General features: G+C 38.3%; 17 protein-coding genes. 1 reads left to right on the plus strand and 16 read right to left on the minus strand.

Features of this window, described 5'->3' with window-relative positions; all coding sequences use genetic code 11:
• Positions 1–4: 4 nt before the first annotated feature.
• The 5 genes from ABC255_RS27310 to ABC255_RS27330 all read right to left on the minus strand — a co-directional run bounded on the left by ABC255_RS27310 (position 5) and on the right by ABC255_RS27330 (position 8575).
• Positions 5–1855 (minus strand): DUF2264 domain-containing protein, encoded by a 1851-nt coding sequence (locus ABC255_RS27310; protein WP_412998253.1) that lies wholly within the window; start codon positions 1853–1855, stop codon positions 5–7.
• Positions 1856–1905: 50 nt separating this feature from the next.
• The gene (locus ABC255_RS27315) at positions 1906–3036 is read right to left on the minus strand and encodes a glycoside hydrolase family 88 protein (RefSeq protein ID WP_412998254.1); all 1131 of its coding nucleotides are present in this window, start codon (positions 3034–3036) and stop codon (positions 1906–1908) included.
• A 5-nt stretch (positions 3037–3041) separates the two neighbouring features.
• On the minus strand, positions 3042–4868 hold the full coding sequence (locus ABC255_RS27320) for a heparinase II/III family protein (RefSeq protein ID WP_412998255.1): 1827 nt from the start codon (positions 4866–4868) through the stop codon (positions 3042–3044).
• Positions 4869–5037: 169 nt separating this feature from the next.
• Positions 5038–6819 (minus strand): ABC transporter ATP-binding protein, encoded by a 1782-nt coding sequence (locus ABC255_RS27325; RefSeq protein WP_412998256.1) that lies wholly within the window; start codon positions 6817–6819, stop codon positions 5038–5040.
• On the minus strand, positions 6806–8575 hold the full coding sequence (locus tag ABC255_RS27330) for an ABC transporter ATP-binding protein (protein ID WP_412998648.1): 1770 nt from the start codon (positions 8573–8575) through the stop codon (positions 6806–6808). The genes ABC255_RS27325 and ABC255_RS27330 overlap by 14 nt, the downstream gene beginning before the upstream one ends.
• A gap of 208 nt (positions 8576–8783) precedes the next feature.
• On the opposite strand from ABC255_RS27330, the gene ABC255_RS27335 reads away from it, so the two are divergent.
• The gene (locus ABC255_RS27335) at positions 8784–9659 is read left to right on the plus strand and encodes a helix-turn-helix transcriptional regulator (RefSeq protein ID WP_412998257.1); all 876 of its coding nucleotides are present in this window, start codon (positions 8784–8786) and stop codon (positions 9657–9659) included.
• Positions 9660–9743: 84 nt separating this feature from the next.
• Here ABC255_RS27335 and ABC255_RS27340 read toward each other — a convergent pair whose 3' ends face one another.
• The 11 genes from ABC255_RS27340 to ABC255_RS27390 all read right to left on the minus strand — a co-directional run bounded on the left by ABC255_RS27340 (position 9744) and on the right by ABC255_RS27390 (position 25482).
• The gene (locus tag ABC255_RS27340; RefSeq protein WP_412998649.1) at positions 9744–11024 is read right to left on the minus strand and encodes a glycoside hydrolase family 27 protein; all 1281 of its coding nucleotides are present in this window, start codon (positions 11022–11024) and stop codon (positions 9744–9746) included.
• Positions 11025–11220: 196 nt separating this feature from the next.
• The gene (locus tag ABC255_RS27345) at positions 11221–12840 is read right to left on the minus strand and encodes a response regulator transcription factor (protein WP_412998258.1); all 1620 of its coding nucleotides are present in this window, start codon (positions 12838–12840) and stop codon (positions 11221–11223) included.
• Positions 12818–14659 carry a sensor histidine kinase gene (locus tag ABC255_RS27350; protein ID WP_412998259.1) on the minus strand — a complete coding sequence of 614 codons (1842 nt, stop codon included), beginning with the start codon at positions 14657–14659 and terminating at the stop codon, positions 12818–12820. The genes ABC255_RS27345 and ABC255_RS27350 overlap by 23 nt, the downstream gene beginning before the upstream one ends.
• Before the next feature lie 65 nt (positions 14660–14724).
• Positions 14725–16068 carry an ABC transporter substrate-binding protein gene (locus tag ABC255_RS27355; protein ID WP_412998260.1) on the minus strand — a complete coding sequence of 448 codons (1344 nt, stop codon included), beginning with the start codon at positions 16066–16068 and terminating at the stop codon, positions 14725–14727.
• Between the two features lie 216 nt (positions 16069–16284).
• On the minus strand, positions 16285–16893 hold the full coding sequence (locus tag ABC255_RS27360) for a YesL family protein (protein WP_412998261.1): 609 nt from the start codon (positions 16891–16893) through the stop codon (positions 16285–16287).
• 56 nt (positions 16894–16949) lie between these two features.
• On the minus strand, positions 16950–19778 hold the full coding sequence (locus ABC255_RS27365; RefSeq protein ID WP_412998262.1) for a beta-galactosidase: 2829 nt from the start codon (positions 19776–19778) through the stop codon (positions 16950–16952).
• 15 nt (positions 19779–19793) lie between these two features.
• Complete coding sequence (locus ABC255_RS27370) at positions 19794–20696, minus strand: carbohydrate ABC transporter permease (RefSeq protein ID WP_335534941.1); 903 nt, start codon at positions 20694–20696, stop codon at positions 19794–19796.
• The gene (locus tag ABC255_RS27375) at positions 20683–21600 is read right to left on the minus strand and encodes a carbohydrate ABC transporter permease (RefSeq protein WP_412998263.1); all 918 of its coding nucleotides are present in this window, start codon (positions 21598–21600) and stop codon (positions 20683–20685) included. The genes ABC255_RS27370 and ABC255_RS27375 overlap by 14 nt, the downstream gene beginning before the upstream one ends.
• 60 nt (positions 21601–21660) lie before the next feature.
• The gene (locus ABC255_RS27380; protein ID WP_412998264.1) at positions 21661–22956 is read right to left on the minus strand and encodes an ABC transporter substrate-binding protein; all 1296 of its coding nucleotides are present in this window, start codon (positions 22954–22956) and stop codon (positions 21661–21663) included.
• Between the two features lie 224 nt (positions 22957–23180).
• Entirely contained in the window at positions 23181–24593 is a 1413-nt protein-coding gene (locus tag ABC255_RS27385; RefSeq protein WP_412998265.1) for a sigma-54 interaction domain-containing protein, read from the minus strand.
• 112 nt (positions 24594–24705) lie between these two features.
• Positions 24706–25482 (minus strand): 3-hydroxybutyrate dehydrogenase, encoded by a 777-nt coding sequence (locus tag ABC255_RS27390; protein ID WP_412998266.1) that lies wholly within the window; start codon positions 25480–25482, stop codon positions 24706–24708.
• Between the last annotated feature and the right edge of the window lie 33 nt (positions 25483–25515).

Below are 25515 nucleotides of genomic sequence, written 5' to 3' on the forward strand. Positions count from 1 at the left end.
ATCATCACTTATGAATAATAATCTTCTCTTCTCCGAGCTCCAAGTATATCCCTTCCTCCCCAAATTCAATCTTTGGAGTGGTTTCCCATTGGTTCATAATGTTCTCATTTCCTGGTTCCCCAAAAACGGCATTTACAAGCCAATGTGTTCCTGGTTTTAGACTAGCCTTTATGGTTGGAATAACGGTGCGTGTATTTACTAGATTTGTATTTGCATTTGGATAGACGAGCTCTGCTTTGCCATTTCCATATAAGTTCTTTATACCGCTAACAGCCCAAGGTGAAATGGCCGCACATTCTTTTAAATGTGTAATTTCCTCTGGCTTTTGCCCAACATATTGGGTATGCTCCAATCCTAGAGCGAATCCACCCTCTGCAACGTCAAGGTTTCTTCTTGTCTCTATACAATGGACTCGGATATGCCACGGGGTCCCTGGAACAAGCCAGGTTTTAATTTCAACATCCTCCCACGGCTTCCATTTCGTGTAGATTACATTATCGTTTACTTCATATTCCTCACACTTTCTTTTGCCTCTATAGATATTGTCACCCTCGCTGACAGCAAGTATCGAATCAAATGCCCCCTGTGCAAGTCCCCATTCTGCTTTCTGCACACTAAATCCAAAAAGATTGGAGTAAACAAATTTTTCATATTTCGCTGCAATATGAGAGTGATCATTTGTGTGCTGATACCCAGCATTAAATGCAGCAATATAGTTTTGTTCATCGTTCCTGCTTAGGATAAAACGTGGTGAGTGTTGTACCACTTTTTCCTTTAATGAAGGAAGAGGCTCCTCCTCCACCTTCCAAAAAGGATGATCAACAGGCAACGCTAAAGGCAGGAAGGTTTTTAATGCCCAATAAGGTGAACAAGGTGAATTATAGTTCTCTGCCATGACCAAATTTGGATAACTATAGCCAATGGTAAGCAGTCCATTATGGTCAAAGATGTCTTGACTAAACCAAAAGCGGAGGTTCCGAAGAATTAGTCCCTTCATCACGCCCAGCGGAAACACCTCAACCTCTGCGTAAACGAGAGCACTCCAAAAGGAAGATTGTGCAAATCGATACGCCAGGCTTCTCCCAAAAGGCAGGGCGGAACCATCATTCGCAAACCAGTAAATAAAATCCTTAGCAAATGTCGCTGCTCTGCTTTTGTACACCATTGCCCTTTCCGGGTCCTCACTGCCCATCAATTTTGCATAAAGCAGGCTATAAAAATGAATGGCAAACGGTCCATAATAATCACAGTGAGCATTCACCCCATCGGAATACCATCCATCCTGTAAATAAAAGCTTTCTATTCGATCAAGATTCTCTTTCACTGTTTCAGAATTATAAGGTAAGCCAACTCTTTTAAATCCTAAGTTGACTATTACAGGGAAAAATAACCAGTTGCAATCATAAACTTTGATGGTGTTGATTTGATTCAGCCACTGGAACAAATTGAATTTTTCCAAATCACTTAAAGGATCCCAAATCTTTTCAGGAATGAGCGCGAGTGCATATCCAAATGCCGCCATTTCTACTGCACGCTGATCAAAGTCTGCGATTTCTCCCCAATATTCTTCATGAGAAGGATCTGTACCATTCTTTATGCCCTGAATGTGGATATCCCAAATTTCCGATTTCTCTCCACCTGCTAACAAGGGCACGAGTCCCCATAATACTCTTGAGAACCCTTCCATTCCAGCTAAGGAATCCGGGTACCCCGCACCTGTACTGCCTAATTGGAGGAGGGTTTTCCCCTTGGAGTAAAAAGGTTTTAACGGGTTTAGAATTTGGTTTACAGCCTCACTCAAATCCTCCCGTGATTGAAGTGGATTTTTCTGAATAGGTAACCTGAGTTTTATCATAAACTTCCCTCCTGACAGAGAATTGGTTCTTTTTTTCAGTTGCTATCAATCTACCAAAATAATTCTTTAAACCCTTTTAAATACGCTAGACCCTCGACAAAATAGTAGTCACCATATATAAGCGGATTATCCATATATTTACCTTGCGGGAAATGACTGGTTGCATGGAGAATCAATCCCTCTTCTGAACCTTCCCAATCACTGTAATGGTTATATAAGGACTGAAGAATCCTTTCTCCTGCTTTCCTATATATAGGAGACTCTGTGGAAGCTACTTTATCCGCAAGTAAGAGCAGGCCACACGCAGCTATGGCTCCTGCTGAGGAGTCCTTTGGCGAAGCTACATCCGATGGGAGACGGAAATCCCAATCTGGAACGAAATCTTCCGGCAAGTGGGCAATAAAAAAGTGAGCAACCCGTTTGGCATATTCTAGGTATTTTTCTTCGCCTGTATAGTGATAAGTTAATGTGAGTCCATATATGGCCCATGCGGTTCCGCGAGACCATGCCGATTCTGGTGCATACCCCTGCCCTGAAAGCGCTTCTATCTTTTCACCGCTTTCAGGGTTGAACACAATAATATGATGAACTCCCCCATCGCTTCGGATAAAGTGATCTAACACCATTTCGGCATGCTTTTTTGCTACACCCTTGAATCTGGGATCACCTGTTACTTCAGATGCCCAATACAAGAGGGGCAAGTTCATCATACAGTCGATAATGGCAATTCCACTATTGTCTTCTCCTTCTGTCCAAGGGTTCCAAGCGCGAATATAGTTGCCATTTGGGTTAAAGCGACCCATTAATAGATTTGCTGCTACCAGCGCACGCCGCTTTGATTCTTCTTCACCTAAGATTTTATGTCTAGCGACACTGGTCAAAGTCCACATAAAACCCATATCATGATCGAGTCTGTAATAATCCCGTTGAACAGCATCTAACTTTTCTTCACATTCTTCAGCGAGTTTTCTTAAATTCTCATCTTTTGAATCTCGATAAATAAGCCATAAAATTCCTGGCCAAAACCCCGCAGTCCACCAATGAGGATCTGCAAGTACATACTGACCATTCTCGCTTGCATGAGGAAAATTCGCACCTATTTTCTCACTCGTTCTGCTAATTTTATTCGTTACCTTTTCCCAAGCTTCTTCTATCCACTGTTGTTCAGTCAATCTCTTCACCCCGCCTATTCAAATTGAAATACCAACTCGACACTACACTCCCTTTCAGGGTGCAGTACAATAAAATCGAGGGCTAAATTATCTTCCGATTTACCGTAATGATTAATAAAAGTAATCAGTTTTGTCTCTAGTTTTAGCTGACTCGTATCATATGAAATTCTTACTTTATTCTTTCCTTCTAGGATAACTCCATCATCGGTTTTTGTTATTAATAATACAGGTGTAATGAACCTTTCCACGATTGAACGTGGCTGCTCAACAAAAGAATAAGTGTCTTCCAATACCAGTTTTGGAGGATTTGTTTTTACCCAGGTAAACCTTCGCTTTAATCTTTGAAGACTCTTAACCTCATACGCATTTGCGATATCCATTTCATAGATATCAACATCTTCCCCTATTAATACATCAAGAATGTTTGCATATTTTGCTGACCCTGGTGTTTGAAATTGTTCGTTTATTATTGGAACAGAATGCCCTTGGGAGCCATTACAAAAATAAGAATACCGTTTTTCACTAAAGTAATCCTTACTGTATAAACCACTTCCTAGATCTTTAAAAAACACTTCTGTATTACCTTGCAGAATAAAGTGGCCAGTGTCGTTATGGTTATGAGGTTCGTCGTTATGTCCGCCTTTTGCTGCAAATGCAAAACCTCCCGATTCACAAATGTGCCTCGAAAGAAACCACTCTGAGTCCTTTGAAAAATAGGTGCCATTTCTCCAAGGTAATGGAACAGAATCTGCATCAAACCACAATAGATTCCGAATTGCCGGAGCCCATCTGCTGCAATGGTCGTCCGTATAATGTGAACGAAGAGAGTTTTCCGGAACTTCGAAATCACTATAAATTTTGCTTAAATAATGGCTCAGCCCGAGAAAAACGGATGCTGTCGGAAGTGAATCTGAAAAGTTAACAACGAGATTCCGATTTAAAAAGGTCCGTTGTTGAAAGAGAGCAATTTGATGAACCTTTTCAGAGTCGAATAGGTTCAGCCTTCCTTCTGTCTTTTTTTTCAGTAAATCTGCAAAATAGACATAATATCCAAAACCATATTGCCAATAACCATAGCCCTCAAGGCATATCCCATCATCTTGGAAGCCTTTTAAGTAAGAACTCATTGCATCAATTACCCTTTCCAAAATGATGGCAAGTTCGTCTTGGTCCTGGATTAAATGCAGTGCTGCCGAGCCAATGGATCCGGCACATACTGCCGCCCAATTATGTGTTTGTTTCTCCCAGCCAAAGGTTTTTTCTTTAAATGGGAAAAAGATTCTATTGTATATTTCTTCATAAATGCGCTTACAAATTTGCGGATTTAAATGTTCCTCCGTTAGTTTTACTATTTCACTTAACGAAAAGGCGGTTTCAGCAGCAAATAAATCAATAGAATACTCCCTCTTACTCGGCTCAAAGAGTGAGTAATTAACGTTCACCGACGTTTCCGGACTATTTTGTAAATGTGCAGGCAGGCACCAGGAATATTCATTGCAAAGTGACCATATCGTGTTTTCTAGCGCTGTCAAATATTCGTCTTGTTCAGGTTCAAGTAAAACCATAATGGCAAAGGTCGTTAATCGTCTCCGCTTTTCGAAATATACCTTTTCGAATTCTAGGCGGGAGCCGGTTTCATCAAAAATTTTGAACAATGAAAACGTTAGTTCAGGATCACTTTCTTTTAAAAGTCTATCCCCTTCATCCCTAATTTCATTAAGAAGCAATTGATAAGCTGGATTTTCCCTAATATCTTTCCACCAATTTAGTTTGGATTCCTTAGTAGGAAACAATAGGGAAGTTTCGGAACCTAATAAACTCTTAAGCTGTGTGGTAAGCAAAATATATACCTCCTACTCCAATTCCTTTTATTATAAAATAGGGCGAGTTGAAACTATTAACGGTATTTTGATATATATATACAAAAATTTGACTATCTTTTTTCATGAAAGTGACCCAATAGGAACAGTCCCTATTGGGTCACTTTACGTAACACTCTTACTCTTTTGGTTATCCCGCATCTAAGGATTGATGCTGTGATTGATGCAGCTTCCAATAGTAACTTTTTTTCCCTATCAGTTCTTTATGAGAACCTTCCTCTATGATTCTGCCTTTATCGATGACAAGGATACGGTTTGCATTTTGAATGGTAGAAAGACGATGTGCAATAATAAAGGATGTTCTCCCTGCCAGCAGTGTTTCAAGTCCTTTTTGTAATGCAAGCTCCGTTTCTGTATCTATGGATGACGTAGCCTCATCAAGAATTAATATCTTGGGATCAGCTAAGAGTGCTCGTGCAAACGAAATCAGCTGTCTCTGTCCAGTAGAAAGTCTTGTGCCTCTTTCATTTACCTCCGTTTTATAGCCCTCAGACAATCCACTAATAAATGGATGAGCCTGCACAGCTTTCGCTGCTTCAATCACTTCTTCATCTGTAGCATCAAGTCGGCCATAACGGATATTATCCATAATCGTGCCAGAGAAAATAAAAGGATCCTGAAGCATGACCCCCATCTGCTTTCTAAGAGAGGCAATGGTTACCGATTGAATATCAACTCCGTCTATTTCAATCTGACCGCTGCTTACATCATAAAAACGGCTAAGCAAACTGACGATTGTTGTCTTCCCTGATCCAGTAGCTCCAACTAGAGCAATCGTTTCACCTGGATTCACACTGAGATCAATGTTTTTAAGGATTTTTTCCCCTTCTTCATACCCAAAAGTAACATCTTTAAACTCTACTTTACCCTTTATCAAAGGTAGCTCAGACGCAATCGGAAGGTCTTTAACAGTTGGTTTTTCATCAATCATTTCAAATATTCTCTCTAGATATGCTGTAGCATTAATGATTGCATTATAAAAGTTCCCAATATTCGCGATTGGCGCCCAAAACATCCCTATGTAACCAACAAATGCAACCAATGCTCCAACTGTTACCCCATCACCAATTAGAGAGATTCCGACAACATAGATGAGTGAGGTGGTAAGTACTGAAATATTTTCAATCGATGGCCATAAAAGGAACTGAATCTTTACTGCCCTCATCCACGAGCTTCTGTAACTATCAGATACTTCACTAAAAATCCGTTTGTTTTCTTCCTCTCTTGTAAATGCCTGCGTCACTTTAATACCATTAATACTTTCATGAATATAAGCATTCATGTTGGATTGTTTGTTACTTAGCATCTGCCATGCCTTCCGCTGGGCATTTTTTATAAGCAGGATCACCGCTGCAAGAATTGGAAACCCAATCATCGCCATAAGGGTTAATTTTACGTCAATCGCAAACATAAACCCTAGAATAACAAAGAGACTAAAAAGGTCCGTAATCAAATTAATTAATCCATTCGATAGTAGATCACTTAAGGAGTTTACGTAGTTTACTACCCTCACCAAAATCTTCCCATGCGGTCTGCTGTCATAGAAGGTAAATGATAGCTTTTGTAAGTGAGTAAACAAGTCTTTCCTTATCTGGACGATGACACTTTGCCCAATCTGGGACATCATTCTAATTTTATATTTCATACATATCCCAGTAATGATAATGGCAATTAAGTAAACACCTGCAAGAACCATTAAGCCGCCTATATCCTTGCCTGGAATCTCCTCGTCAATGGCTTTACTAATTAGATACGGCCCAATTAAGTTTGCTCCACTGGCAATCAACATGATAAAAACCGTAAATAGAATCTTTTTTTTGTAGGGCTTTAGATAAATCATCAACCGCTTTAGCTGAATAAAACTAAATGGAGATTCCAATTCTTCATCCACATCAAATTTATTGCGCGCCATTGAGATAGTTCACCTCCTCAAAGTCATGCACACCATCAAAGTTTCCAACTTGATTTCTAAACACTTTATAGTAATTTCCTTTTTTCGCAAGCAATTCTTTATGATTCCCTCTTTCAATGATTGTGCCATTTTCCATTACAAGAATTAAATCTGCATCTTTTACGGAAGAAATACGATGGGCAATAATAAAGCAGGTTTTTTCCTTTAAAAATGATTTTAAAGTTCTTTGGATCCGCAGCTCTGTTTCCATATCCAATGCTGATGTTGTATCGTCCAAAATCAGGATAGATGGATTTTTTAGTATCGCTCGTGCTAAAGCAATCCGTTGCCGCTGTCCTCCGGAAAGACCTACTCCCCGTTCTCCAATAATGGTATCGTACCCCTCTGGCAGCTTTGAAATAAAGTCATCCGCTTCTGCCATTTTGGCCGCAGCTTGAACAGCTTGGAAGGAAGCAGTTGGGTTGCCATAAGCTATATTCCCTTCAATCGTATCTGAAAAAAGAAAAATATCCTGCATAACGGTAGCCATGCTATTTCTCAATTTATGAATATCCCAGTCCCTTACATTAAGTCCATCCAATCTTACTTCCCCTTCGGAAGCGTCATAAAACCTGCTTAGAAGATTGACCAATGTCGATTTACCGGCCCCTGTAGGACCGACAATGCCTACTGTTTGTCCCTGTCTAACCTTGAAGTTTATATCATTCAATACTTGTTCGTCCCCATAACTAAATGAAACTTGGTCAAATTCCACAACACCTTTGAAATGTTTAACATTGTAGCTTTTTGTTTCGTTCTTTATCTCTGGTTCTGTATTTAATAATTCTTCCACTTTTTCAGCCGAGGCAACAAACCTTTGGACATCATTAAGTAACCACCCAGCCATTCGCATTGGATTATTTAATGCCCAAATTAATGAATTAAACGTGACTAACTCACCCATAGTCAGCGACTGATTAATGACCATGTATCCTCCAACTACAATCATTACTACTGTTAATACGCCTGCAAGTGAATCGAGAATAGGCAAATACTTTTCCCAGACTCTTGAGGAGTCAAGATTCTTCTCCTTGAATGCTTCATTTTCTTTTGAAAACTTTTCAATTTCATACCCTTCCTTAGCAAAGGCCTTTACGACTCGATTTCCACTAATGTTTTCCTGTACAACTGAATTTAACCTAGCAAACTGTCCTCGAATGGCTGAAAACGTCGGCTTGACCGTAAAGGATAAACGCATTGCAAAGAATCCAATAATCGGTGTAACCGCAAGCATGGCTAAAGCTAACGGCGGATGAATATAGAACATAAACCCAATGGCAAATAGCAGGATTGTAATGTTTTCAAATATCATATAAATCGTCCATGCGGTAAAATGCCTGACAGCCTCCATATCCCCTGTCATTCGAGCCATGATATCTCCTGTTTTTGTCTGATCGAAAAACCTAAAATCTAATTTGTTAAGCGTGTCATATAGTTTTTCCCGTATGTTGAATATGACACTTTGGGAGACTCGTTCGAACATTATTTGGTAATTATAGCGAACGATTGTTTTAATAACAGTTACGCCAATCATTGAACCTAAAAAAATCCATAATAGTTCATTCTCTTGGCCATAAATAACCTTATCCACGATTTTCCCAGCGAAATAGGGGTTAAGCATATTTAAAACAGAAACCACTAACGCTAGAAAAAGGCCGCTAAATAACCTTATCCGAAAGTTCCTTATATACCCCCATACCCAGCGAATGCTTTGCATCATTCACTTCATCCCTCCCCGATGCGTAAAACATAAATACATATTATTATCACATTTCCCCTTATATGTATTTATATTTAACTTTTAATCTTTTTTTCTTAGTAACAAAAATAAAACATTTATGAACCTATTATATGGTTATAATTAAAGAATAAAATGCAATATCATAACAAAAATTTGCACAATCCTAACATAAAAGGAGATAGGAATGCTTCAATTATTTGCCCCTCCCCTGCCAACCTTGCTTGCTGCAGGTCAAAATACTTTTGATATTGGACAATCACATATAAATCGTAACAAGATTGGTGTTTTTGATTTGTTAGTTGTCACAGAAGGACGATTGCACATGGGTGAAGATGACCAACAATTTCAGGTTAGCAGCGGTGATACGCTAATCCTCTACCCCGACCGGCACCATTTTTCTATATCACCCTGTGATCAAATTACTCACTTTTTTTGGTTTCATTTCAATGCTTCCAAAGGCTGGCAGGACTTAACGACATCTAAACCTTTCCAATACGGTGAAAAAGTAACTGAAGAGTCGAGAAACGTCTTTGTTGAAAATCCATTCGGAATTACACTGCCTCAGTATTGTAAATTATCAAATTTAGAAACGATCGAACATCTCTGCTCGAAAATTATTTCTTCTGAACATGAGTCAATCTACACTGGAGAATGGCAGCGACAAATTCTTTTTCAACAATTACTTCAGGAGCTTTCAACGCATACGAAATTAGCGAACTCAATGCCTGCATTTGCAGTAGCAGAAAAAGCTGCCATCTATTTGAGGAAAAATTATGCCCAAAAGATTACTTACGAAGATCTTGGCCATGCCCTCAGGTTCCATCCTAATCATATTGCAAGATGTATGATCCAGGCCTTTGGCTGTACGCCGATTGAATATATTAATAAAATACGTATAGACCAAGCAAAGATTCTGCTACTTTCAACAGATTGGAGTACGGATAGAATTTCAGAAGTTTGTGGATTCACCCAATCGGCATATTTTAGCAGGGTCTTTAAAAAACTAGAAAAACTATCACCCAGTCAATTTCGAAAACAATATGTTGGGAGTATTCTGTAAAGAAACCCACTACCCTAAAAAAATTTCCAGATATCACAAAAATCGAGCAAAGTCTTTTTTCTTAAAGACTTTGCTCGACTTTAATCAGTATAGTTTAAGAAGCATAGAGCCATGTGGCGGCAAAGATAGGCTGATCTTATCTTCGACATGCCCAAGTTCTTCTTGCTTCCAGATATCCCTCAATTTTTTTGAGGAGGTAAGTCCTAACTGTTCCAATGATACTTGTACCAATGCCGTTTCATCACTTGCATTAAAAAGGGCAGCATAGGTATGATCTTGTCTATCTTTAGCGGTCCAGACGATTCTATCATCTTGACGGTAAACAAATCGTTTGCTATGGCTGTTTTGATTTAATTCCAATACTTCTTTATTGGTAAGCAATGAAAGGGTCCATTCATCATTGTCTCGGAGTTCTCCGCCAAACATCAGTGGCGAGCGGAAAATAGACCACAGTGTCATCATTGTTACTTGTTCATCTCTGGTGAAACGTGTCCAGCGATCACTGCCACCCCCATCAACAGAACGGATGCCTATATGACCTAGAGGCAGCATGTCACAGTCTGGCCAATGGCCAGGAGCAGAATGCTCAACCCATTTTTCACATCTTTCAAACATTCCATAGAGCAGGTTCCACTGATCCCAAAAATCATCCGTCATTCTCCACATGTTGGCATTCGCTTTTAGAGTCTCTGCATATTCAAGTGGTGCGGGTCCTGGTGATAGGCTTAGAACCATATCTCTTCCACAATGATCAATGGCTTTTCGAATCAGTTCTATTTCTCCATCATGAATGTGATAAAGCCTCGAGGCTGCAATATCATCCACTTTAACGAAATCTACTCCCCATTCTGCGTATAATTGAAACAGGGAATTATAGTATTCCTGTGCCCCTTCTTTTGCTGCATCTACCCCATACATATCCGTATTCCATGGACAAATCGAATTTGGATGGGCTATATCTCTTGCCCCAACGCTTGTTCCTAAAATTGGTGTGTTCGCATGAACAGCCTGCCGCGGAATTCCTCGCATGATGTGTATACCGAATTTTAGCCCCAGGTTGTGCACATAGTCTGCTAAGGGTTTGAACCCTTTACCACCTTCTGCAGAAGGAAAGCGGTTTACCGCAGGAATTAACCTAGAATACTCATCCATTTCCAGTGGTACAAATGGGCGGTATACAGAAGAGACTGCACCTGGTTCATACCATTGAATATCTACCACTACATACTCCCAGCCATATGGTTTTAAATGTTCAGCCATATAGTGAGCATTGCCTTTTACTTCTTCTTCCCTAACGGCTGCCCCGTAACAATCCCAGCTATTCCAGCCTAATGGAGGTGTTTTTGCAAATGTATGATGTCTCATTTGGATTTTAGTTCCTTTCAAAGTGTTATTCATTCATAATTCAAAGCGCTTACAAACTATTATAATATTTAATAGATTTAACACAATGCAATTATTTTTACTCAACACTCAAGTAATTTTACTTTTTATCCTTATTAGCGGCGGACAAATATTGTTTACGGAAAAATAAAGCCCAGTCCATTAAAGAATCTGGACTTTACCCTGCGGATACCTTCCCGCCTCGAAACTCAATAGGCGTTACCCCCACATGCGTTTTAAATAGTTTAATAAAATAGCTTTGGTTATCATACCCGAGACGTTCACAAATTTTCCCTACAGAGTCAGTCGTTTGTTCAAGCAATTCCTTGGCCCTGGAAATCTTCATTTTGGTAACAAATTCAACAAAGTTTTCACCAACCTCTTTCTTGAACAGGCGGCTAAAGTAACTTTGGTTTATAAACAAATAGCTGGATACCTCTTCCAGACTGATTCTCTTTTCTAAATTTCTAGAAACGTAACCGATGGCATCCAAAATTTCCTTTCGCTTTGTCTGACTATATGCCGCTTCAGAACGCTTCAAAAGTAATTTGAAAAAGTCAATGAGCAAGCCTTTTAATTCACATAAATAATTACTGGAAATAATCTTATTATGCAGACCTTCCACAATATATTCAGAACGAAATAATTGCAGTGCCTGTAATTTAACCTTAAAATCTAAAAGCAGCTTCAACATCCATTCCTTCACCAATTCAGGATGGTACTTCTTTTCTTCAATACAGGTTATCCATTTGGTAACAATAGAGGTTATCATACCCTCATCTTTTATAACCATTAACTCTCTAAAGTCTGAAGCTGCTTCGTCGTATTTCGAAAATAAGTCATCATTTTCAGGTTGTACTACTTTTCTTTTTTGGATCGTTCCTTTAGGCATATAAAACCGCTGGTGTTTTGCACTTTGTAAAAGTATTAATTCATGTCTCAATTCAGTAAAGCTTGAGAAGCTCTCCCCAATCATAAAAGATAGATTAATATTAAAATATTTTTTTAAGGCTTGTTGAACCTTTTGTATACATTCTTGTTTTTCATCAAAGGAGCCTTTTTTTCGTTTTAGTGGATCTGGAAAACACAGAATAAATTCCTTAGCCCCGATACTAAAGAAAACTGCCTCAGATTTAGAATCTTTATTAATATCTGAGAAAATATTTTGTATCGCAAAAGTTAATATTTCTTCTGATAGGTATCTTTCTTTTTCTACATTGTAATCAAGAATCATCGCCATTGAAGCTGTGTATGTTGTTCGATCTAACTGAAGTCCTAAAGATTCAGCCTCATTTACCCACTCTTTTTCATCCACTGATACTTGATTGATGGTTTTCTTAATAAATCCTTCCCTGATGCTGTTCTTATTTTTATCTATCAACTGTTGTAATTGAACCTGCTTAACGTCTCTCTTTTTTTGTTTTTCAAGGGTATCTACGATTTTTTTGATTACCTTGCACAGGTCTTCTGGATCAAACATGTCCTTTACTAAATAATCCTGTACCTGCAGTCTTAATGCCTGTTTTGCAAATTCAAATTCAGAATGGCACGATAAAATGACAACCTGCAAATGGGGATTTAGCTCTTTTAGCCGTTTAGTTAGTTCAATTCCATTCATCTTTGGCATGCCGATATCTGTAATTAAGAGATCAGGCATCTCATTCAGAGCTTTTTCGAAGGCGGCTGCACCATTTTCGTGCGTACTTTGAAGCATTAATCCCAGGTTCTCCCACTCAATTGTTTCAGACAATAATTCTATTACTGGATAGTCATCGTCAACTAGCATTACTTTGTACATTAGGTCTCCTGCCTCCTTTAGGGATGGACATAATGACTTGTGTTCCCTTACCTAATTCACTTTTTATATCCATTTTGAATTCCTCACCAAAAGTCATATACATTCGTTCAAATACATTTGATATTCCTATAGACGAGAAACCTTTATTATTTTTAGACGTGCTATTATCTAGGGTGTTAGAGTGAATAAATTTCCTTTTTAATTGAAATAATGTCTGCTCGTCCATTCCCCCGCCATTATCTTCTATTATGATAGTGACTTCATTTTTCGTCATTTCCGCATTGACTATAATCATGCCTGCACTCTGGTTTAGACCATGAATGATGCTGTTTTCAATAATTGGCTGAAGAATAAACCTTGGAATCATGATTAAATTAGCCTCTTCATGAATGGTTATTTCTACATTCACCTTTTCCTTTTGCCTCATATTCATGATATTAATAAAATCCAAAACGATTTGAACCTCTTCCTGAAACGTGATGATTTCTTTGTCTTTCGATATCGTCATACGAAGTAATTTTGACAAGGAACTTATCATATTGGCACTTTCTTTATCTCCTTTTACCATGACCTTCATTCGAATGGAGTTAAGGACATTAAAAAGGAAATGAGGATTGATTTGTGCCTGAAGCATATCCAATTCTGCTTTCCTTTTTCTTTCCTGCGTGGCTGTTATATCCTGAATCATTTTATTGATGGTATTTAGCATTTGATCAAAGGATGAGGACAGTCTGCCTATCTCATCCTTGCTTTTGATATGAGAGCGGATGTTTAAATTACCTTGCTGGACTAAGTCTGCAACATTGCCTAAACGAACAATCGGCTTTGTAATCGTTCTCAAGAAATAAGTCATAAGGATTAGAAAAATCGTGAAAAATACAACTTGAAACGCAACCACTTTATTGAATATTGCGTTAACTTTGCTTGTTGCTTGTTTATAAGGAATTAACGATACTAACTTCCAGTCGGTAAAAGAGATTTTTTGTTCAGCTATTAAATAATCTTTTTTTGAAATCTCGAATATATTTGACGAGTTTTCCTCTGTAAGCTGATCACCATATTTGAACTTTTCTCCAATTCTATCGTCGTTTGTGTGGGATATAATTTGATTTGAAGAATCTAAAAGGATCATTTCTTCCTTGCCATTCATGTTCTCGAAAATTTGGTTAATCTTATTTTCCATTATGGTTACAATTACATAGCCGTAAATATTTAAATTTTCATCCCTTAATGTTCTAGCAACTGATATTTGATATGGATTAATCGGCTTTTCTGATTTAAACATGGTAGGCTGGCTTCTAATCCACACTGTTTCATAGCCTTTTATTTTATTTAATTGTTTAAACCAATCTTCATTATAGATATCTTTGGGATTTAATTCATAGTTAGAATAATTTGTATACGAAATACCATTCTCCAGGAGAATCGTCACATACGACTTTCCTCCAACCAATGTAATATTTTCAAGCGTTTTTATTATTTTGCTATCAGCTAAAAACTGTTCGTATTTTTGTTGTGAAGTTTGATTTTCTGTACTCTTAATTTTCCGCTTTAATATGGTATTCATTTCTGCGTCGACTTGTATAAAGTTTGTTATGTACATCATATCTTCAAGAAGCTTTTCCACATATTCATTGGCAATGGTGAGCTCCCTATTTGCATTTGAATGTGCCTGTTCCTTTATCGTATCTTTCGTTAAATAGTTATAGATAAATAAGCTAAAAGTTGCAGGGATGACAAGACAAATGATAGAAATGAACATGACTTTAAAACGAAAAGAACTTGATGATACTAGCAGCTCCCTTACCTTATTCCACATAATCCTCAATCCTCCTATATCGGAGTTTGCGCAGGTACGATAAAACCTTTCGATAGACAAATCGTTTAATGATTGTTGTTAAGAATTTCTTGTACTCTCTCTTTGGAAACCTCAATAGTGCTATCAATATTTTGTTCACCAAAAATTAATTTTTCATATTCTTCGTTTAGTACTTTATAAATTTCCGCCTGGTTTGGAACAGGTGAAACAAACTTCGAAGATTTCGCGTTTGTTAATACATCTATCAGTGATTTTTTATCAATTTTCTCAGGATTTTTTGTACCATTAAGTATTTTATCAATGATTACCGTAATATCATGATTACTAACCTTATTCCAAGATGGCACGTTTTTACCTTGAATAATTTGTCCTTCAGTCGTGTACCATCGGATAAATGTGTATGCTTCTTTCTTATGGTCTGATTTCGCTGCAATCGCCATATAGTCTGTTGTGACTGGAGCATATCCACCTTTATCAGCTTTTTCATTCTTCGGGTAAGGTGCAACTGTAACATTGAAACTTAATGGATTTAGCTCAGTGCCTCCAAGCTCGGCATTTATCCAGCTTCCAATGATGATGGAGCTGGCAGCTTGAGTAAAAAACTGTTCGCGGTAATGAAGCTTTTGAGTCAGGACCTCCTCATAAGGAACAGCTGATTGGTCCTCTTTTTCCATCTTTACTCTCATTTCAAGTGTCTTCTTAAAGAGGGGGTGACCCAAATTAGATTCCCCTTCTTCTTTAGTAAATTCAGTATCTTCATCCTCACTTGCAAGTGCGAGTCTCATATACTCCAACCAGCTTCCATCCTGCGGTCCATGGAAATAGGTTCCGTAATGCCCGTCTCGTGACATGGCTTTTGCATATTCCATGAATTCATCCCAGGTCCAATCCTTTGGGGTCGTAAGACCTGCGGCATCCAAATGGTCTTTATTTAAAAGAACATACCAAGGATTAAATTTACCTGGCAGAGCATAATATTTCCCGTTTATTTCAGTATCGACCTTATATTCTTCTGTAACTTTGTATCCTTCTTCGTTAATGAATTCATCCAGAGGAGCGGCCATACCCATACTTACATTCTGGGCATAACTAGCGGATTCACTAAACATGATAACATCCATTTGTTCTCCGGACGCTGCTGCAAGACCTAATTTCTTTGCTGCTTCCTGGGTATCTCCTTTATCACTAAGGATCACTAATTCTACATCGATATTTGGATATTTTTTTTCAAAAGCTTCAATGGTGTTCTTCCAGTTGTAGGATTCCTCATTTCCATGAGAATGGAACTTAATCGTGACTTTATTGTCTTTTTCCAAATCAGACGCTGCCTTTTTACCGCTTTCTGAACATCCTGTGACTAGGACTGAAAATATTACGGCACCTGTCAAGAAAGCCCAAATCTTCTTCATCCTCATCCCCCCGGAGATTAACTCTGAATGAAAACCTTTACAAAATAACCCTCAATTCTACAAATTTATATAAATTATTATACTATTTATCAGATAATTTGACATCCCATTTTTTGGGGGGGCGGTTTGAATTTGGTAAATATAAAGGAGATTGTCTCAATTAGGTAGCAATTTGCTCCTTATGAAACAATCTCCCCTACCATCTAAGAGAAACTTTTATCTTTGCTTTACTGTTAACGCAGCATGAAAAAACTTCTTTTCAGAAAACCAATAAGTAATAAAGGCGGAAACACTGAAAAAGAAGAATACTAAGAAAAAAGAGAAACGAAGCGATATAAATATCAAGCCTATTATGGTCAATACATTCACCAAAGATATGAAAGGCTTAAATATTGCTAATTGAAAAGCATTTTTCACCAATTGTTTGGATGAATAGTAACCATTAACCATTAAAGGTAATAGATAAAGAACAGAAATGAATAAAAAGAAGCTGATCATCAGTAAACAAATAAATAAAATTTCCTTTATACCTATTTGCATTCGACTAATTAAATAGAAATCTGCAAAGATTAGCATAAATAGTCCCGTTACAGCCGGACCAATCATCATACTCTGCTTAAAATTTTCAACAAAAAGCAATTTGTAAGTAGTAAAAACAGGTGGATCATTCTTTTTCACCCATTGTCTAACCACACCAAAAAGTGCTGCCGCAGCAGGAAAAATGGTTATGATTGGGAGACAACTAACTAAGAATAATAGGTTTAAATAAGAAAAACGATATATCCATGTGCATACACGATGAACTAAGCCATCTACCTTAAACATTTAATCCACTTCCTTAACTGTTTTTACTACCACGTTGCATGTATATCTACTTTACATTATCTGCTTTTCCATTCATCTTCCACTTGTAAGAAACGAAGCTCTTCCACAACACCAGGTTCGCCTTGTTCAATAGACTCTAGCAAGATAGCAAATGTATTACCTTCTTTCTGAATCCATGGGCCTGGGATAAAGGTCAATTCAGGATTTCCGCCTCTCATTTGCGGCCTCGCAGTACTCGATGGGTTCCATATCCGGCCAATCAATCTACCATTCAAATACAATGTTAACTTCATATTTGAACCGCTGGATACTGCCTTCCAACAGCTGGTTGTATCAATGCCATCAAGATTTCCAAAAGCCCAAGCACTGCTTCCAGAAGCTAACTCAACAGGTAAATCAGCGGGGACTGCTAAGATTTTAGCCTTTACAGCATGTTTCCATAAAGAAGCTTCATCCGCAGAAGTTAACTCCCAATCTACTGCTTTAACACCCTCGTAAAGGATGACAGATCCATTACTTAAGCCATAATAGGTTTCTAGAAATAGAGTAAGCTGAACTTCCTCGCCGCCCCTTACCCACTTAGTAAGGTCTATATAGGGGGTTAATGGATTCACCTTGCCTGCTAAGTTCCCATTAATAAAAACTGTAACGAGAGACTTTATTCCCGGAAGGTGAAGAACCCAGGTGTCTGATTGGTCAGATAGTGAGAAACTTTTTCTGTAATAACCATATGATGGATGCTGTTCTGTCATCCATGAACCCCAGCCAATGAGCGGCCAGTTTTTAGTGTCACAAGATAAAGATGTGTATAAATGATGCTCATTAGAGGAGCGAACTTCCTTAAAGCGCCAATTACTGTTTAATTTTATAATATCAGTCACGGCAACAGCACCCGTTAACCCTTTTTGCCCCTTCAGACGAAAAGCAGGCAGCCGGGCATCATCAAAGTTGGAATGTCCCCAAATTTCTGAACGAACCAATAACTTCATTTCCCTGCTGGATTTCTCAGCTTCAAACGGAAGATAATAACTTCCGCCACCAGGTACAACTGTCCCATGATATTGGTCGTCCGTATAAACAGAACAAATATCACTTGCATCCTGAAGCAGAACTCCTGATACAGCTTTAGATTCTGGTGAATTAAATTTAGCCTTATACCAAGAATATCCTTTGTATACTCCTCTGTTTTCCAACCATTCAGCATCGGGGCCAAGTTGTTGAAGGTTCCCTCCTAATTCAGGTGCACCGTTATTTAAGGCAGCAACTGACCACTGAATTTGAGGGATATCCTTTTCTTCTGTTTGTGCAATGAGCTCCTCAAAAATGAATTGCCCATCTGCCTGTACTTCCTTTAATCTAAGTGCCTGTTCACGCACAAGCAGGTCGATTGTAAGGTTTTGCCCTGTTGATAAGAGGATTTTTGCAGAGCCTGCAGCATTTCTATGAGCTGTTAAGGTAATTCGTTCTCCATTTTGTTTAAATTTGAGATCGCCGTTCGTTTCAATTTCCATCAAATTAGGAAGAAAAAGTGCTAACTCTGACTCACCCTGCACAGAGAACACAAAGTTAGTTTGATTGCCTTCCGTTTGTGCATAAATCAGTTCAGCAGAAGCAAATTCTAATCTTCCTTCAGGCACACCCCAATGACTTAGCGGCGTTTGAGCTAATAATAGCGGGCAGCCCCACTCTGGAATCATCAGGTTTGTCTGTTCCGGGAAGGTATTACCATCTATATGAACGGAAATAGTTTGCTCTTGATTACTGACATTAGGTAGTGAATACAAATATCCGCCGCCATATAATGCCAAGACATTAGGTCCTGTCACCTCATATGAGGATGCTCCGCTTAGCGTAAAACTGTGATCATTTGTATAAGAGGAGAGTGCCAGTGAATCACCTGCAGCCTGTATGATCCGGCTCATTAATCTGCCTTCGTATGCTTCAGGTCGGACTTCTCCAGTAGAAGAAATCATACCTCCAAAGTCATAATCAGAAGTCAATAGCGCGAGCGGATCTCCCCAATTATTAGCTGCGTTCGTAAAGCCAAAGTTTGTTCCTGACACCTGCAAGTAGGGTCCTAATAGTTTTGCTCCACCTGCCAATAAACGTCGCAGTAAATAATGAGATCGATTTGTTTCCGTTACCATTAATGGTATATTTTCACTGCTTAGGGTATCTGCATATGCATGAACCTTAGCCTCAAATTCTGGATCTCGATCATTTGGATATAAATTACACGCCGGGATAACACCCGTTGAATTTCCTGATGCTAAGAATAAATCCCCTTGACCCGCGCAGGCAATTAATGGGACCTCTAAACCATTCCCCAACACCATATCCCGGAGTGCTGAAATATAACCCTCAGGGTCTTGGCAGCCATAAAAATCAAGTTCGTTATCAAGCTGAACACAGATGATCGTTCCCTTTTCACCCAATTCATATTTTTTTAGAATTGGCAAAATCTGTTCAAACCATCGATTAACATGAGCTAGAAAAACAGGATCATTATCTCTCAATCTAATATTTGTATCAGAAAATAAGTAAGAAGGAAGAGCTCCGCCATCCCACTCAGAACAAATATATGGTCCTGGACGTGCCACAACATAGAGCCCTTCTTCGGCAGCCATCTGCATAAATGCTTCTATATCTTTCTCTCCGCTAAAATCCCAATTATTTTGTTCCGTTTCATGAAAGTTCCAAGGAAAGTAGACATCTATACAGTTGTACCCGGCCTTTTTAACTTTTAATAGACGATCTTTCCAAAGCTCTCTTGGAATGCGAAAATAAAAGAGGGAAGCGCAAAGGATAACCGTTGGCTTTCCATTAATTTCAATACCCTTACTAGATAATTGAACACCTGTTTTAGTTTTATCTTGTATACTCATAGAATCACTTCTCCTTTAACCTTTAAGTGCTCCACCAAGTTTGATTCCACTCATAAAATACTTCTGACCTACTGCGAATAGCAAAAGAGTTGGAATTAATGCCAATAACGTTGCGGCAAACATCATACCATAATCTGTAATGCCCTGTTGGCCTGCATTTAAACTATAGATTCCTAGCTGTAATGTAAACTTTTCTGGATCATTTAAGTAAATAAGCGGTCCCATGAAATCATTCCAGTTGGCGTTAAACGTCCAAATCATGATCGTGATAATAATTGGTTTACACATTGGGGCGATAATTCTCGTAAGAATTCCAAAGGAACTGCAGCCATCCATTTTTGCGGACTCATCCAATTCTTTTGGAATTCCCATAATAAATTGACGTAATAAAAAGATGTTAATCGCAGCTGCAAAAAAGTTGGGAACAATTAGTGGTAAATAAGTGTCCACCCAGCCAAATTCTTTGTACATTAAAAACTGCGGAATCATTGTTACCTGTCCGGGAATCATCATGGTTGCTAATACAAGAAGAAATATGACATTAGCTAGCGGATGACGAAAACGGGCAAATCCATAAGCGACACAAACGGAGGATAATACTTGTCCAATAATGGCGCTGATGGTAATAATCAGCGTATTAGCTGAATATTGAAACATCGGGAAAATACTTAGAACTCGGGAATAATTATCCCACTTAAACTCAGAAGGAATCCATTTAATTGGAACGGAGAAGATATCACTTGACGGTTTTAATGAAGCCGAAATGGTCCAAACTAAAGGCAATAACAGCGCAGCTGCAATTAAAGTTAGCACCAAATACCGTAAAGACCGCAAAATAATCTTCGGAAGTTTTGATCTCGTACTTGCTTTTTGATTGATTTGAACTTGTGAAATGGCCTCGGTATTAGTTTGACTCATAGTATACCCACCTCTTTGAGACTACTAGATTAATAACAGTCAATACCATTATCATGATGAACAGAACCCACGCGATTGCAGAAGCGTATCCCATTTTGTAAAATGTAAATGCATTGTCAAATAAATTCACCATTAAACTGTCTGTCCATGCTTTTTGATTACCAGGCATAATCTTTGGTTCCATAAATATTTGGAATGAGCCAATGATTCCCATGGTAACTTGGAAGAAAATTGCTGGAGTTATCAATGGAAATGTAACACTCCAAAATTTTCGCCATCTTGAAGCTCCATCTATTTCAGCTGCTTCATGAAGTTCCTTAGGAACACCCGCTAACGCTGGCAGCCAAATCATCATACTTCCTCCTACACCCCATAGACCTACGAGTATAACTGCTGGTTTAGCCCAAAACTCACTCTGAGACCAGCCGGGACCCTCAATTCCAAACCATCCAAGTACTGCATTAATTAATCCAGCGTCTCCATTTCCGGTTCCTGGATACAACAAGTAGCTCCATAACATAAGTACAGCTACTCCACCGAACACTGCTGGCAGATAAAAAATAATTCTAAAGACATTTATTCCTTTTATTTCTTTTGAAAGCAAGATTGATAAGAGCAAACCTAATGTCACTGAGAGAGGAACCCCTACTAGCGCATAAAAGATTGTATTACGTAAGGCATTCCAAAAATAAATCTTATCATCCATTAGTTCTTTATAATTATCAAACCCCACCCATTTAGGCGAAGTAATGATATCCCACTGCATAAAACTTAAACCTAATGATGAAAAAAATGGGATAGCAGTAAATGCTAGAAAACCAATAATCCAAGGTGAAATATAAATCCAGAAATTTCTCTTTTCATGTTTTGAAATGGAAGAAAAGTTTTGTTTTGTTTTTGCCACCATAGAATCCTCCTAACTTTTAGGAGGATAGAAGTATCTACCTCTACCCTCCCATTTTTTTTACTTTGTCTCTTGGGCCTCAGTAAGCATTTTTTCTACTTGAGGCTTCATATCTTTAAGTTGTTTTTCAACATCTGCATTTTCTGAAAAAATTGGAGCCAAGTAAGTATCTGCTAGTTTGTTGATTTCGCCCCACTTTGATGTAATTGGCGGTACGAAGGCACCATCTACTGAAGTAACAAGTGCTTGAAGGTTTACTGCATCTCCATGAACTTTAAGGTAAACATCAGAGTTCGCTACTGATTTTAAAGGAGGTACTTCTCCACCTTCTTTGGCCAAAATGGTTTGACCAACTTCACCTGTCCAAAACTTTACAACCTTCCAAGCAGCATCCTTGTGTTCAGATCCTTTTGGAATTGCAAACGCATTAGAGAATAAAGGTGTTGTAAATTTCTCCCCTGTAGGAATAGGAGCAACTTCCCAATTGAAGTCTTTAATGTTTGCAATCGCTGATAATATATGCCACGGTCCATCTACTAACATACCAATCTTACCGCTTGTCCATAAATCAACGCCTTTTGGTATATCACTAGCAAGAGGAGCAGCTTTATCCTTATAGATTAAATCCTGCATGAATTTAAGTCCCTTTATTGATTCTGGTGAATCCAAATTAAACTTAGTATGGTCTTCTGTCATTAAGCTTCCGCCAAATGATTCAACATAAGCCATGTAGTTTGCCCACCAAGTTCCAACGCCTTGAACACCGAAAACTCCATCTTGTTTGTTGGTAATTTTAAGGGCTGCATTATGGAAATCTTCCCATGTCCATTGGTCAGTCGGATAAGGGATACCATTTTTATCAAATAGATCTTTATTGTATAACATGATCATTGCACCTAAACGCATAGGAATCGCCATGACTTTACCGTCATATGAGTACGCTTCCATCCCTGCGCTGAAATAATCATCCTTAGAAACTCCATCTTTTTCCATATACGGAGTCAAGTCTTCTAATGTTCCTTTGCCAGCATAAGTATTAAATGCTTCTGCTAGCTGAACAACATCATATGAAGATCCGCCAGCCATAGATGTTAATAACTTCTGATCATACCCATCAGAAGGAATCTGAATTAATTTTACATTGATATCTGGATTCTCTTTATTGAATTCTGTTCGAATGGCTTCCATTCGCTTCTTGTCGAAGTCCCCGCCCCAATATGTAAAGGAAACTGTTTCTTTTTTGTCTCCATCACTACCTGATGAACTAGAGGTTTTCGCAGAATCACTTGAACAACCAGCCGCAAGTAATGTCGCAGAAAGCGTTACTGCAGTAAGTATTTTCTTTAAACTTTTCATTATTTACCCCCCGAATTTCCTTTTTTTTAAACCATACAAATAGTTTCGTCTGGAAACACCTTTTCCCTTTCCTTCACCTCTCATTTTTTACTTGTAAGCCTTTTCAAATAAATCTTATCAAATTTACTTTTCGTCACTATAATAATAATTTTACTTGTTATACGAAATTTTTGACCATTACACAAAGAGAAGGGTATCTTCCGTTTAGGAAGATACCCTTCTCTTTAATGAATAGAATAGATTTTACATTTCTCGTAGAATTTCGTTTTCCCAACTTCGAGCAGCCTTGCTGCTTCCAGTTTATTACCATTTGAAACAGAAAGAGCATTTTGGATTGCTTGTTTTTCCGCTTGTGCAAGTGTTTCTTTTAATGACTGAACATGCCTTTCCGCAACGTTTATTGATTCTATCTCGTTTAATTTTTTGGGAATACTTACTGTCTCATCATCTCGTAAATATAATGGCAGGTGCGCTACTTCTATTGTATCTCCGTCTAAGACATTGATAGACCTTTCTAGAACATTCTCGAGTTCCCGTATATTTCCTGGCCACTTATGCTGATTCAGTCTCTCTATTACTTCAGAAGATAGCTTAATACCTTTACGATAAAACTTTCTTTCTAATTTTCTTAATAGATTATTGGCTATTAACTCAACATCGCCATTACGCTCCCTGAGTGGGGGGAGTTCAATTTTAATTACATTTAACCGGTAATATAAATCTTGACGAAACGTTCCTTCTTCGACCATTTTCTCTAAATTCTGATGTGTAGCTGCAATGATGCGAACATCTACTGCAATTGATTTTTGACCACCGACTGGCAGTATTTCACGTTCCTGTAAAACTCTCAAAAGCTTACTTTGCATCGCGAGCGGCATATCTCCGATTTCATCAAGAAAAATCGTGCCACGATTGGCTATTTGAAAATGACCTTTCTTTCCGCCCTTTTTAGCACCAGTAAAGGCACCTTCATCATAACCGAACAATTCGGATTCGAGTAAGTGTTCCGGGATAGACGCACAATTGATTGGCACGAAAGGGTAGTCAGCACGCATGCTGTTATTGTGAATTGCCGAAGCATATAATTCCTTACCTGTACCCGATTCTCCAAGTATTAAAACGGCTGATTGACTGACGGAAATTCTTTCAGCCAACTTTTTAACAGCTAAAAAAGAAGGACTATTTCCAATGAGATTACTAAAGTAATATTTGCTTTTACTATTTTTTTCAGCTTTTGTTTTATAATAATTCACTTCTTCAACGAGGTGCTGAATTTTATTTTTGTATAATAACCAATCTTCGGGATTACGGAACATAACCGTTCCGACAGCTCCTACTAATTCACCATCAATGATAAGCGGATATCTGTTTGCAATCATTTCACTGCCGTTTATGGGCTGTATGGACGCCAGTTCTTTTTGTCCAGTTTTCGCAACGATATGCATCCTTGAGTTCTCAATTACATCTTGAACAGGCTTTCCTATAGCTTTTTCAACCGTGGTGCCTAGAAATTCACAATAGGCTTCATTGATATATAGAACAATCCCTTCACGATCAACAACAACAATTCGTTCACCTGCAAGGTTGATAATTTCTTCAATCCAATGATGTGGAATTTTTTCCGTTCCTGGTTTCATATCTATTCACCCTGGTAGTTTTGTTTATGTTTATTATATCAAAGAGGCTTGGTTAATCACCAAGTAGAATAAAAGAATCCTGTTCGGTAAACCGAGCAGGATAACTTTTTCGTTATTGCACTGTATAACCGCCATCAAGAACAACGGCTTGACCTGTGATTCCTCTTGCCTTATCGCTAGCCAAGAAAGCAGCATAATCAGCAATTTCAGATACTGCTAGCAGCCTTTTTTGAGGTACAAGGGTTAGAAGTACATCATCAATTACACGTTCCAAGCTAACGTTCCTTGTGATAGATAAGTCTTTAAGCTGGTTTCTTACAAGTGGCGTATCAACATAACCTGGGCATAGAGCATTAACAGTAATTCCATGCTCCGCACCCTCTAAAGCCGCAACCTTCGTTAACCCAATCACTCCGTGCTTCGCACTATTGTAAGCTGCCTTACCCGCAAAACCAATAACTCCGTTAATAGATGCCATATTGATGACTCTTCCAAAGCCCTGTTGTTTCATGATTGGGAACACATGTTTAATCCCAATAAACGGGGCTGTCAGCATGACCTTTATTAATAATTCAAACTTTTCAGTAGGGAATTCCTCAATTGGTGAAACATACTGAAGTCCAGCATTATTTACTAAAATATCAATTCTTCCAAATCTGCCATGAGTTGATTCTAATGCATTTTTAAATGCTTCCTCATCCGTGACATCGCAAGGAGCAGAAAATGCTTCATACCCTTGCTCTCTTAGTTCATTTGCAACACTATCACTTTTTTCTTTATTCAAGTCAGAGATGACCACATTTGCACCCTCTTGTGCAAATGTCTTAGCGATTTCCAAACCTATTCCACTTGCAGATCCAGTAATAAACGCTACTTTTCCTACTAACATGTTGAGCCTCCTAAAATATTTACTTACTAATAC

The sequence above is a fragment of the Neobacillus canaveralius genome, from assembly GCF_047237705.1.
GTDB classification, from domain to species: domain Bacteria; phylum Bacillota; class Bacilli; order Bacillales; family Cytobacillaceae; genus Neobacillus; species Neobacillus niacini_K.